This window comes from Pseudomonas sp. SZ57, from assembly GCF_009495975.1.
GTDB classification, from domain to species: Bacteria; Pseudomonadota; Gammaproteobacteria; order Pseudomonadales; family Pseudomonadaceae; genus Aquipseudomonas; species Aquipseudomonas syringae.
Map to the genome: position 1 here is coordinate 256,009 of NZ_WIBD01000002.1, position 13,177 is coordinate 269,185.

The following is a 13,177-nucleotide window of genomic DNA, read 5'->3' on the forward strand; positions in this document are numbered from 1 at the left end:
AAAGATGACACATGATTGCGGGTCGCTAGAATGCGTCCGTCTTGCTGGTAGCGTTCAATGAGCGCCGAATTGCTCCGGTGTCTATCAATCCGGTTTGAAGTACTCCCACGACGACTGTCTCGAACTCGCCGATCTGTGAAATGCCTAGCCTTCTGATCAGCGCGTCCCACTCTTCGTGGAGCGTATCTTCATCCGTTTCTTCATAGTTCGCTTGCTGTTTACGTATTGCCCGTACTGTCGCAAACATCGCACCATCGTAGCTCAGGATGTAATCAAAGGTTGGGCCATTAACCAAGCCGTTGTAGTGGATTGTGCTCAACAGTGCGATCGTCGGCACGACACGTTTGATGACTTCGGCGGACAGCTCGCCGTTGCCTTCGAGTAGTCGATTGGTGACACGAATCACCTTGCAAAGAATTCGTATGTTGGTGAGATGGCAGGCGGTGGTGGCTGCTTGGAGTTCGGCAGGCCACATCGTCGGGACAAGGCCTTGAGCAATTTCGAACGCCTCAGCCGCAGAGGTATCCAGTCGCAGTTCTTGGTCGATTACCTTCTCCCGGAACAAGTCCCAAACCTTCCTGTCGATGAGCTTGTCGTCGTTGAGCACCAAGAGGATTCGAGATTTGGAGCTCTGGACGCATTCGTCAATGAAACCGAGTATTTCGTCGATGCTGAGCTTTTCGTGTTTACGCTCGATGTCGTCGATGACGATAAACTTGTCTTTGAGCAGGGTTGGAAGCGCGAGCAGGGCAAGCTCATCCAAAGCGCCAAAGCCTGAATGAAACGACTTCGCGAGCTTTTTGAGCCCAACGAGAGCAGTGGTGACGCTTGCGGTAAGGGCTTTGTCGCTGTCCAGTCTAGGCAGCAGCGCCTGAGCGATCTTCATCTTTAGATCGTTGATAGTGCTGACACCAAATAGTGAAACTGAAGCGGCATTCTTGATGGATAGATGGGGGGACTCAACGCGAATCTGCTGCCACAGATGAGTTTTGCCTGTACCCCATTTGCCGGAAAGAGCGATGACACGGTTGGTTTGGTCGTCAAGCGCGGCAAGAAGGTTTTGCTTGCACCGGGCAATCGTCATGTAGGCTCCTGCGAAGTAAGGGCTCGGTCTGGTAATCGATGGATGTATCGTCGCACGAGGCTTCGCTGTAGAAAATCGTCGTCCTCTTTTTTACTGGCTAGTTGAGCAAGACGATACCCCCTGCATTGCGCAAGATCTTTGCGATTCTTAAAATAGGTGTGGCGTGCGCCAGGTCGTTGCTGTGGGACAGTCAGATGAAGGCCGGCCCCTCAGCTTCATCTGATGGCTCACAGGCTTTCGAAAGGTCGCCATCAAGCTTGATCAGCCCAGCAAACAGCAGCATTGTCCCGCAAACAGCAGCATTGTCCCGCAACGGACAGGGACACCGTCACCTGGCGCAAGTCGTAATGCGATGATGGGCAGTTCGATCTCAGTATCTTCAGCCATCCTTGAAAGACTCTGTCAGCTTTAAATCCCTGCGTGGACAGTACAGCATTCGAGCCACGACAGGTGCCAATCGGTACAGTAATTTACGGATACTTCAGTATTGGGTCATTGAGAAAACAGATCAGTAAATCTTGAAGTGCCATGGACTCTTCCTCAACCAGCTCGAAAGGCTCGCATTCTTCGATGTAGTACGTGCATCGCTCATAGCCGTAATCCAGCATCTTGGAGCTAACAAGCTTTCCTTTTTTAAAATGCACTTTCCCACGACTCGATGGGTCGAGCTCGCTGAGCAGGTTGTTGATATCCGGGCCGTTAAGCGCGTAGCAGGCGTCATTTATCTTGAAGTGAAGATGATCTCCTTTCCACTCCATTTCACAGAATTTGTCTCGCGAAGTACTGCCCACAAACCCGAATGGACGTAGCAGCGTGTTTGCACGATGGAAGCGCTCGTAAAGGTCGGACAATGTAGGCAGTCCGGAAGGGTCGGAGTGCACAATTTTATTGCGCAAGGCTTTGAGCTCTTTGGCTTCTTGTAAAAATTTCGGCCAGAGATCGGGAAGTTCAGGGTGCATTGGGTATTCATGTAACTCATTTCGGATCAGCTTACCGAGCCCGACATCCTTAGGCCATTCTCCGGTATGGCGCTCAATGTAGCCTTTAACGGCTTTTTCAAACTCAATCGCTTCGAAGCGAACATCGTCGACTGAGGGCCCTTGGCTGCCGGGCAGATCCTTGTAGTCATCACTCATCATGAAGTTTGGCTGCGTGGAATGACGCTTCTCTCGTTGGAGCCATCTGAATATGCTGAACAAAATGAGGCCTATGGTTTGTCAATTGCGGATGGTATGCCAGCTTCAATAGCAGCGTCCTAAGGACGCTGTGGACTGCCGCATCAATGAGGGAGGCGAAGGTCATTGCTCAAGATCGCGCCGGCGAGGGACGCTGGTCGAAACTCCTTCAGCCCTCGATCTCCTAGAGGAGATGTAGCTGGCAACGGCGGTTGGAGGGTGTAAGTCTCACCAGTGGTGACCAGTTTGATCTCAGTCCAGAGGACGTCATGGCGGCCGTTGACTATGTTTACCTCATGCCCGAACAGGCGGCTCCCTTTATGGATGGCCACGTTGTTGAAATGGTCGTACACATCCTGGTAGACCATACCCGAGACGAAGTTCGGGTCGAGGCTCTCAAGCGCAACACCTATAAAGGTGCCCATGCTGAGTTCATATGGCTCAGGGGTGTAAATCCTGGCCATCGCAGGTGCCTCTTCGCCATGGGCCATTTGAACTGCGTTCAGTGCGAACGAGGCAAGAACCATCGTCGCTGCTGCCAGTGTTTCGGACAGCATTTTTTTCAAATTCATCATCTGTAGGCAAGTCTTAAGTGTTGAGTGTGTCATTTTCAAATCCATTGCTGCCATTCGCATCTGATCGCAGTCCCACGCTTAGCGGCAGATTGAGTCGATGGTGGGGTGCTTGGTAGGGCAAGGGGCTTCACCCGCACAAGGGATGGCCGATCTACGGAGAGGGCCGCATTCGCCCAGACCGAGCATTGCGAACTATAGGGTAGTCTCTGATGTGGTGAGCGTTTCGGGCATGCTGGATCGTCCTTGATGAGTACCTCGAAATTTCGGACAGTGCAAAGCTTACGGCTTGCGTTATTTGGAATTATGGCTCAGCGATAATTATTGCTGAACCATAATTTTGAGGGGGGAGCCGCAGCCATCAACGCTTGCGCCGGAAATGGGGCGATCAAATAGCCACGGACTAGGTTGACCACCATGATCACAGAATCTCGACTTCCTCAGCGGTAAGCCAACCGGCCTCGATAGCGCGCTGCATGGCAGTTTCGGGATGAGAGGTGTACACGACAATAGCGAGGTTTTCCTCAGCCCTGCTGCAAGTGACGTACAGTAAGCGTCGCGTCCTTACCGGCCTGCTGGTTCTTATCGTTTTCTGAGGGGGCCTTTACACCCAACAGTTTTTCATAGCTGAAGAGAAAATCTCCGGCCTCTTCATCGTTGATAATTACCATGACCCGTGGAAACTCCAAGCCTTTCACCCCATGGTGTGTATCGAAAGGGGACAAGCCTCCCGCGTATCCGGCGAATGCGGCCATTTCAGAGTAAGGCCGTCCCAGGAGCACACGATACGCATGTACTTCAAGCGCCTCACGGTCGACGGTCTCCGGAGGCTCCTCGTCGGTCACACCTTTTGCAAGGGCCGTTGCCGTACACACGGTCATGCCCCTGCTAACCACAGCTTTTGTTCAGGATATATCCGTGTACGCAGCGTCTCGCAGGCCCATTGTGCAAGCGCAGAGTCCGCCGAATGTGTAATCACCTTCAGCGCAGTCGAGATCCTGCCCAGCAGATGGATAGAGTGAGTGGCTATAGCTTGCGTGATCCAGGCATCCGCAATCTCTCGCCCACTGCTTAACAAGGGCAGAAGCGAGTAGGTGACAGAGTCCAGAAAGCCTTGATCTGGCAGCATGAGTGACACTTTCTTACCCGAAGCAGTGGTTATCTCTTGTTGCGGCAGAAAACGTAGGTCGGGTTTCCTGAGGGGTAGGGGAGCCTGGCATGCCTGTAGGAGGATCTCGTTCAACTCGGCCGACTCATTACCTACGTCGACAATCAAGTACTTAATCAGATGACCGAGTACCGTCCATGAATAGACAAAAGAATAGGTGGAACCGAATTCCGAGGGGTCGACACCCTCCAGTCGGCGCGTTTTCCCGTTGATCGTGATACTTGCATTACCGGCCTCGAAGACGATGGTCAGGTACTGCCCGTTCGGCATGATCGCGCCTGCTTGCAGGCCGTCTACCGGTGCCGCCTGGACGGGTTGATCTCGAATGATTTGCATAACGTTCGTGATCAGATCTGGCGCGTTACGTGACGCGTCCAACAGGGCCTGCGCGACGATCAGGTCACCCATGGGCAACACACTGGAATATTCTTCAACCATCCGAAGATACGCCGTCGTGTTATCCGATTTTACACTAAGTAGCTTGTCCCCAACTTGGTGCGCGAGTTCGCTTGCCACCAGTTCGGGCATTCGCACGTAGAGCATTTCATCCCCCGATGCATGCCTGAACGCCCGCAAAAATCCCTTCTGAATGAGAGCGTCAACGTCTCGAGGCTGCATAGCTTCAATCAAGGTTCGGCGGCGAACCATAAACGTATGTATCGATGACAATAGCAGCGAGGGATCGCGCGCCCTGTCATCGGCATCAAGCATCAGCGCAGTGGCCATGCCTTGGTATAGCCTGTTGAGCTCTGGATCATCGAAACGAGACCGGGCATGTGCGATGACATCGACACCCAGCAGCGGCGGCAGCTGAAGTAGCGAATGCGGGGGGCCGTCCTCTCCATCTTCGACAGAGTCGATCGCGATGCTTGCGAGGGAGCGCAATATCCACGGTTCTCGTAATTCAGGAGCAAACTGCGCCCCTGGTGCGAATGCCATCCCCATTCCCAGCACTGCCTGCTCCGCATCTTGGAACTCGTCGTCGCTAAGTGATTCAACGCTAACCTGCACTGCTATTCTTCCAATAGGCGACCGGCTCAGCCAGTTCTCAGAGGTTTGCAGGACATCCGCCGCGTTGTCATGCAGGGCCAGTACGACCTGAAGACCTGAGCTGTAGTATCTCGAAGCCAGATCCTCGATCTCTTTGCGCACGACCGGATCTCCGCTAGAGACATCGTCAATAAGCACAATGAGCTTTGATCCCGAGCTCTCTGACCGCTTGCGCAGCCATCGGCGCACCTCCTGTTTGCTCAACTGCCATTCCAGCGTTTTCTCCAGGGCGTCAGCGATCTGCTGTATCACTCCAACACCATGCGCCGCCTCGACAAAAAGTACCCCCGCAGTTTGATCAGTTTCCACGTGCCGGCAGATATCGCGAAGCACGTTGCTCTTACCGCTGAGGGGCGAGCCCGAAAGCACCACCACTCGGTTCCCTTGATTCAAATAATCGAGGCACAACACCGTAGCGGCCCGGGGAAGCAAGAAGTCTCTGGCGAAGGGGAGCTGAGCGTCATTCAAATCGCCCATCATCTCATCCAACTGCTCCCTAGTCACAGCGTTAATCGCGGGTATCCAGCTCCTGGAATCGCTGCCGAGTAGCGCTGAAACTGCTTCGTTCACCTGAGCAGCCGCAAAGTGGCTGATATTCTTGAACAGGTTATCCAAGGTCTGTGCATCTGGCGACTCAGGAGCCCAGGGTTGCCCTGTCAGCGTATTAAACACCTGCGTGTCCACACCGTTGCTAACAACGGTCAGTGGCGCAACCGGGTTGACTAGCTTGGCGTAGCACAGTCCTTGCTCAACATCTCCATCCGTCAGAACACCCCCTTGACGCTTGAGTTCAAGCACTGCAAGAGGCCGACTACCGCTGTAGAGGATGATGTCTGCTCGGGCTTCATTAGGGCGGGAATCAATTTCAATACTTTTGCGCCCAAGGCGCACAGAGAATTTTGTCTGATGCTTAATCGCTGCCGGGCCGAGCCAAGGAAAAGCTTGCGCGATTGCGCCTCGAATTCTAGCCTCGAATTCAGCTTCAGTAGGTTCCGTCGTCAGCTGCTTGATGCTCAATTGGATATCCTTCTAACCGGAGTTAGCGCTTGGCGGGTGTCAATACTCACGTCGATTTGCTTCCAGGCCCCGTCGGAGGCTATCGAGGTGGGGACGCCGTAGCGATAATAGCGAAACGGCGAACTTGGAAGCTTGGACTACCAAGCCTGAGATGAACATCAACTCAGTCGATGTCCCTCAGACTCTTGTTGTACTCGCCCAAGAGACTGCGCAGCTTGGTTTCAAATTCGATTTCCTGCTCCAGGCCCTTGTCGCCTTTCATGGCCTCAAGCGCTACGAGCTGGTCGACGAGGTGACGTTCGAGTTGGCGGAATTCTGCGAGTTTCGACATTGCTACTCCAAATCACGAGAGACAGTGACGCTGATGTTAGCCGCAGCCGGAAACGGATCTATTCGCATCAGCCAGCGGAGGATACGTTCACCAGCTTCGCGAGATAGTAGGGGGATCAGAGGCTTAACGCCTAATCAGCCTCAGGACGCGCCAAAAATGTTTTGGAGCCCTACAGTGTTGGCCCTTGTGGCTCTCCTAGGTTCCACTGGTTTGGCGTGTCATGTGTCGCGAGCTATGAGTCCAAGCCTTGAGTCAATGATAGTATGTGGCCATCAGTACGGTACGTATTTATTCTTAAGGAGTTAGCGCGATGGCCGAATCGGCAGGGAAGTACTCAGACGTCTACCAAAGTTGGCAGCACCATCTCTTCAATTTTAATCTTGCAGTGCAAGAAACCAATACAGCTGGCCTGCGGAAACCTCAGCTGGCCGCGCTGTATGCCTCGTTGGGCCACCTTGTAACATCCCCCTCTACGACCGCGACGGTTGTGATGCCAACAGGTACCGGCAAGACGGACACCATGCTTGGGCTGCTCATCGCAGGCAGGTTGGCCAGGACACTTGTGCTTGTTCCTTCAGATGCTCTTCGATCCCAGCTTTTGAAGAAATGCGATCTCAAAAAGCTTCGCGAGATTGGTGCTGTGTCCGAGACGGCACTCAACCCTGTAGTAATAGCTGTTCGTTCAGGGATGTCAGTTGAAGATGTACAACAGCTTGCTGCGGCAAATGTTGTGATCGCGACCCCTCAATCGTTGCAGCGTTTCAACGCAGAAGCGTTGCAAGCCTTAGCCGATCTTTGCACTCACTTGATCATTGACGAAGCGCATCACGTGGCCGCCCAGACCTGGGGCAGGGTGAAGATCGCATTCAAACAGAAGCCCTGCCTGCAGTTCACCGCTACCCCGTTCCGTGAAGACAACAAGCCCTTGGAAGGAACGATCATCTACAACTACCCGCTGAAGGAGGCCCAAAATGACGGGTATTTCAAATCGATCGAGTTTCATGCTGTACGAGAGTACAACCTGGAACTGGCTGATCAAGCGGTGGCTGACAAGGCAGTGGAGCTGCTGCGAACTGACCGAGCGCAGGGTTTCAACCATCTGCTAATGGTGCGAGCACGATCTCAAGCGCGTGCTACAGCCCTATTTGATCTTTACAAAACGCATGAAGATCTGGCGCCCGTACTGATACACAGCAAGGTGCCTGATCGAGCCAAGCTGATGACTGATATTGTAGAAAAAAAACACAAGATCATCGTCTGCGTAGACATGCTAGGTGAGGGGTTTGACCTGCCTGAGCTCAAAATCGCGGCGATTCATGATCAGCATCGAAGTCCAGCTGTCACTCTACAATTTATCGGCCGACTAACACGGGTTGACCCAACCCTTGGGGAGGCCAAATTCGTCTCGAACATTGCAAATCAAAAGACGGATTACCAAATGGCCGCTCTATACAAGGAGAGCGCTGATTGGAGTGCCGTAATTCGAGACGTAAGTAATGACAAGATCACCCGGGAGATTGAAAAAGAGGCGTTCAGCGGGCAATTCTCGGATGACCCGGACTCTGAGGCGATCTTGGGTTTAAATCCAAATCCCAAAATCAGCGCGGTCGCTTACCATGCCGAACAAGAAAGTTGGCAGCCTGAAAAAGCTCAGTATTTTTCTCAGAAAAGGGAGCAACTGCAGTTTCTATCCATCAATGATGAGCAGGACACCGTCATAATGGTCACGCGTCGTGATACCCCTGTAGGGTGGGCGCAAACCTCGGCAATCGCAGATACCAATTGGCTCCTTTATCTTGCCTACTACTATGCTCCGGACAAGACCCTGTTCCTTCACTCATCAGGCGATGAGACGCAGCTAGCACGTTTTCAAGGGCTGGTTGCCAAGGGTGCGAGGCGTATTAGTGGAGAGCCGGTTTTCCGAACCCTGCATGACATCAAGCTCATGAAGCTGCAGAACGTTGGCCTTTCCCGGGCGCGCAAAGATCTGAGATTCACGATGCATGTCGGTCGAGACATCAACGCAATCATCACTGAAATCGAAAATGGTACCGCTAAGAAGTCTAACATTTTTGCTTCTGGCTTTGAGGGCGGTAAGCGCACCACGGTGGGCTGTTCTCACAAGGGTAAGATCTGGGAAATGAACTCAGAGAGCGTCATTTACTGGATCGAATGGTGCAAGCGTGCTTCCCTGAAGCTCAACGATGGATCGATAAAATCCTCAGATGTGCTCAGAGATGTAATGCGCTCGGATAAGATTGAAGGCCGGTGGCCGCAGGGACTGTTCTACGCAGATTGGCCAGAGTCCATCGCGATCGAGAATGAGCAGAAAATTTCACTGCTTTATAAAGGAGAAGTGTTTAATTTGCTCGACGTTGAGTTAGGTAAACCTCAACGTACCAACGACCTCAACCTGACCGTTCCCGTCTCTGCTGCAGCGCTTGATGGTGAGCGGCAGCTCCCAGAGATCACCATCCGACTGCTGAACGATGGCTTTAAGGTCAGTTGCCCAGAACTAAAAATAATCTTCTCGGAAGAAAGCTCGCTTGAGCATTACCTAGATGCCAACCCACTGGTACTGCTTGCGGTAGATGGGTCAATGGTGGAAGGAAATTACCGCTCCTACAGCCCCAATAGCTTGGATCTCAAGCTGCCCGAGAAGCTTATCGAGGCATGGGATTGGGGGGCGACCCCGATCCAAGTTGAGTCCATGAAGGCTGCGCGAAACCCCAAAAGCGTCCAAGGGTTTACTTTTGGCCAGATTCAGAATGATTACTCGTTCATTTTCAATGACGATGGTAATGGTGAGATCGCGGACTTGGTAGCTATCCGAGAAAGCAAAGGCGCTATTCAAATCGACCTGTACCACTGCAAGTTCTGTCCAGCGAAAAAGGGTCAGAAAGCAAAACCCCGCGCGCAGGTGGAGGATGTTTATGAGGTTTGCGGTCAGGCATCACGCTCGGTCAAGTGGCTCTATACCCATGAGAAATTCTTTGATCGGTTGATGTACAGATATCAGCAATCGCTACCGAAAGGGTTTGACAGAATTCTGAAGGGTGAACCAAAGGATTTGGAACTGTTGCGAAACAAGTGCCACGACCACGAGATGATCTTCAAATTTGTGATAGTGCAGCCTGCGGTTTCGGTGTCGAAAATTTCAGCTGCCCAACTAGCTGTGCTCGGTACTACTTACTCGTACATCAAGAGCGTGTCGGCCGCGGATGTGAAGGTGGTGACTAGCCCGTAAATTGAGTCATAGTCACAGCATGCAAAGTCTCTGTACCTGTTGACTCACACTCATGTACGACTCGAAGATGATATTGATCGCGCAGGCAAAGGGGTGTATTCACCAGGCCTGAGGGACGACGCCCAAAGCGCGCGTGATGGACTTCTAGCATTCATTCGCGAGACGCCGGGAAAGGAAGCTTTTCATGACCTGGAGGAAATTGCTCATTCACATCCCGCTGAGCGTTTACGCCCATGGACTGCATATTTTGCTCAGCAAAAGGCCACCGCTGATTCGAAGACGCCACCTTGGGAGCCAGCCAAGGTCATCGAACTCCACGAGTCACTGGAAAGCACGCAGTCCACCCATCGTGAACTCTGGAATCTGGCGATAGATCGTCTGCTCGACCTGAAGCATGATTTGAAGGACAGCGACTCGAGCATCTCGGAGCTTTTGCTACCTATTAGTCAGGAAACGTCCATCCGCAAATTCATAGGTGACTGGCTGAGGGCGCGCGCTGCAGTACGCTACGTGATCCCGCAAGAGGAACAGCTGGCCGACGACAAGCGCCCTGATTATCGATTCGAAAATAGCCAGGTTTACGCGCCGGCACCTGTTGAGCTGAAGCTTTCGCAAAACTGGAGTGGTACAGAGCACTTCGAGCGGTTCGAGAACCAGCTTTATGGGGACTATCTGCGCGATATCAGTTCAAGCTGCGGCATTTTTTTGCTCGTGAGCAATGGCGTGCAGGTTACCTGGGTGACACCAAATAAGGGCCGGCAACGGTTTGAGGGTTTGGTCACAGCACTGCAGGAGCACTGGCTGACTATCGCTTCGAAATTTCCCAACGTAGAGGACATCAAGATTATCGGAATCGATCTTACAAAGAGAGGTGGGACGGCATCGTTGAGAGCCATAGAAGCCAACCGAGCTAAAGTGGAAGCTGGCCGTGGGGATAGTGGGTTAAAGCCTTGAGCTAAATGGGACTAAGACCCCGCCAGAGGAGGGCGGTTGGGCTAATGTGGTTGGGAACGCATCAGTTGGTGAATGCTGGTCGTAGCTCTTGCTCATCATCTCGCGCTTCATAGCCCACGCATGCGAGGTAACAATCAAATCGTGTATGGAGCGGATCAATATCACTGGAGACTCACTAGAATACTATGGGCTATTCGAATGGGTAATGAGGTTCCTGCTCGGCAAATGATTCCAAGGTGGGTGATCAGGCCATCCCCATCTGCGCAATTCAACCCCTGTCACGCATGCCAATTTTCTTCACCGATCGGCTGCGTTCCTGATCATGGGAGTGGTAATAAACATTCTGAGTCGTGCTGAGATTGCTGTGGCGTAAGTCCAGCTGCAGATCTTTAGCACTGCGCAGCGGCGCATCGAACGTGGCCGCCGTGTGCCTAAGCCAATGGGCAGAAGCAGCTTTAAGGCTGATCAGCTCGTGCTCCTCTCGGTCTTCATCTCGCATCCGAGACAACGCGTTATCAAAAACAGCCTGGAGGAGGGCGCGCACCTGTCGTCCTGAAAGACCTGATCTGCCGCGCAGCGTAGTGAGCAGGGGTGTCTTTTCCTCCCACTGTGGCAACTCGGGCAGGCCAACGAAACGCCGATAGCGCTTGAGATATTTAGTGACGTACTCGTCTCTAACGGCAATCTTCCCGGCTTTGTTGCCTTTGCCGATGACGTGGTACCACCAATTTCCTTCTTCGTCCTGTCGAAAATCTCCCATGATCGGGTGCCAATTAGGTCTGCCGACGATATCTGAAACCCGAAGGTACATGGCGAAGAGGGTAGCTACGATGAACAGCGTTCGCTCATGACGCTCAGGTTCGGTCAACGCCATCTGTTCAGCGGTTTCCAGAACGTAGTCCCACTGAAGAGGCGTCAATGCGCGATGAGCGCCTTCTTCTTGCGGAGTGCTCCGATTCTGCCCCTTTTTCTTGATCATGCGGAACGGATTGGCAGCAACTGCTCCGTCTTCGACCAGATGTTCGAAAAAACGACTACTGATTGAGTACACCTGATTGATGGTGCCTTGAGACGCTTTGTAGCTCTCGGGTAGTTCCACCCCTGGGTGCTGACCGCAGCTTTCCTTCTCACGACGAGCAGCTTTGGAAGATTTCAGGCTGAAATGGTTTGCGCTTAACAAGCATCGACCATAGGAGCAATCGTTCCACATGTGTGCGGTAAGACGTGAAGGTGAAACTGTTGTCCGAGAATGACCTCAGAAAACTACGCACAGCTAGGTAACCCTTGTGTGCCTCAACCATGGGCTCAAATGAGTCCAGGTAAACTCGAACACACACCATGCCAGGCTCAGGCGAACTAAAGTCATTGATCAATGAAGATCTCATAGGACTCAAATATAGGCCGCGGCAGTTGAGACATTAGAAGGCTTTACCGAGTGATTAGCTTCAGCGAGAAACTTCCAGTATTGGTAGTAACTGGAAGTTAGAAGGATGTGCCTCACAATCCCGCCCTCGCCATCAGCTGATTAATAGAATGATCGTTTGATAATGTCCGATACTAGTCCTCTCTGTGCTTGCGCGCAACTCCGCTCTTCAAATCTCATGGTACGTACATGATCGATAGAATTCGATCTTAAGTCTTGACTTAAGCTTGAAGTCGCACTAGCGATATAGCCTGAGATATCCGATTATTCGGTTTAAAAGTATATTGTCGCTGGGGTTATTCATCCGAGGCGTTTACTCTATTTTCTGGTATTTCTTATCATATGGTTTGCTTGTTAATTGAGAGTACCAGTTTGGATGTCTGCATCACTCTGTTTTGACGTAAATTGAGTACCGGGATTGCCGGGAGGTGTGGGTTGGCTTTGTGGCTCCCCCTTAGGGTTGGCTTGCCTGGGCCGAGTCCGGGCGTTGGCTGGCGGCTGGCGGCTGGCGGCTGGCGGCTGGCGGCTGGCGGCTGGCGGCTGGCGGCTGGCGGCTGGCGGCTGGCGGGGACAGTCTCAGCCCGCGCAGGGAATGTCGAGAAGATTAGAGGGGCCGGCCGCGAAATCGACCGCAATGCCAGTGAGCATTGGCCTATGGCCGGCCAGGCCATTACAGATAAATGTAGTGGGCAATAGAGTTAATACTTAGTTTTCAGTGAGTGGCTGAAATTAGTGCTGACCTAGGCTCTTTACACGGGCTTACACGTCTTTACGGCATTGAATTTAGATGCACCTCTCGATGGCCAAAATTTATTGCAGTACCTACAAGTGCGCAACAGACTCTTGATTGTGCAGATGTGCAGCAGGTATTTTTTTGCAGCGCGAGCAGCTCATGTACTCATTCCATCAGAGTGAATTAGGAAAGAATGATTTTCTACAGGTTTTTGCATTTTACGTTTCTACAGATTAGTGAACAATGAACACTTCTACAGATTGTTGAAAAAATGGCGATTCTACTTGTTATTGAATAAACAGCCCTTAACTAGGCGGATTCACGGGAGCACGCATGTGGATATGACGTGGTTGAGCGGCAATGTTGGGCTAACTCCCCGCGCTGGGGAGTGGATTGAGCGCGTCAGTACCTACTGGGCTGACG

General features: G+C 52.3%; 5 protein-coding genes and 4 pseudogenes. 2 read left to right on the forward strand and 7 right to left on the reverse strand.

The window, feature by feature from the left end; all coding sequences use genetic code 11:
- Positions 1-25: 25 nt before the first annotated feature.
- From GE543_RS01240 to GE543_RS01265, 6 genes and pseudogenes are all read right to left on the reverse strand, one after another.
- On the reverse strand, positions 26-1,084 hold the full coding sequence (locus tag GE543_RS01240) for a P-loop NTPase fold protein (protein ID WP_153220289.1): 1,059 nt from the start codon (positions 1,082-1,084) through the stop codon (positions 26-28).
- A 470-nt stretch (positions 1,085-1,554) separates the two neighbouring features.
- A complete protein-coding gene (locus tag GE543_RS01245; RefSeq protein ID WP_122220012.1) occupies positions 1,555-2,223 on the reverse strand; it encodes a hypothetical protein in 669 nt (222 codons plus the stop codon).
- A 140-nt stretch (positions 2,224-2,363) separates the two neighbouring features.
- The gene (locus GE543_RS01250) at positions 2,364-2,888 is read right to left on the reverse strand and encodes a hypothetical protein (protein WP_144435850.1); all 525 of its coding nucleotides are present in this window, start codon (positions 2,886-2,888) and stop codon (positions 2,364-2,366) included.
- A gap of 364 nt (positions 2,889-3,252) precedes the next feature.
- A pseudogene (locus GE543_RS01255) lies at positions 3,253-3,691 on the reverse strand (hypothetical protein); the annotation flags it as partial.
- Between the two features lie 17 nt (positions 3,692-3,708).
- A complete protein-coding gene (locus GE543_RS01260) occupies positions 3,709-6,066 on the reverse strand; it encodes a type I restriction enzyme HsdR N-terminal domain-containing protein (RefSeq protein WP_057406807.1) in 2,358 nt (785 codons plus the stop codon).
- A 169-nt stretch (positions 6,067-6,235) separates the two neighbouring features.
- Positions 6,236-6,397: pseudogene (locus GE543_RS01265) on the reverse strand (transcriptional regulator); the annotation flags it as partial.
- Between the two features lie 310 nt (positions 6,398-6,707).
- Here GE543_RS01265 and GE543_RS01270 point away from each other — a divergent pair.
- Complete coding sequence (locus tag GE543_RS01270) at positions 6,708-9,644, forward strand: DEAD/DEAH box helicase (protein WP_057406808.1); 2,937 nt, start codon at positions 6,708-6,710, stop codon at positions 9,642-9,644.
- A gap of 15 nt (positions 9,645-9,659) precedes the next feature.
- A pseudogene (locus tag GE543_RS01275) lies at positions 9,660-10,598 on the forward strand (hypothetical protein); the annotation flags it as partial.
- A gap of 268 nt (positions 10,599-10,866) precedes the next feature.
- Here GE543_RS01275 and GE543_RS01280 read toward each other — a convergent pair.
- Positions 10,867-12,017 (reverse strand): annotated as a pseudogene (locus GE543_RS01280) (tyrosine-type recombinase/integrase).
- Positions 12,018-13,177 lie beyond the last annotated feature (1,160 nt).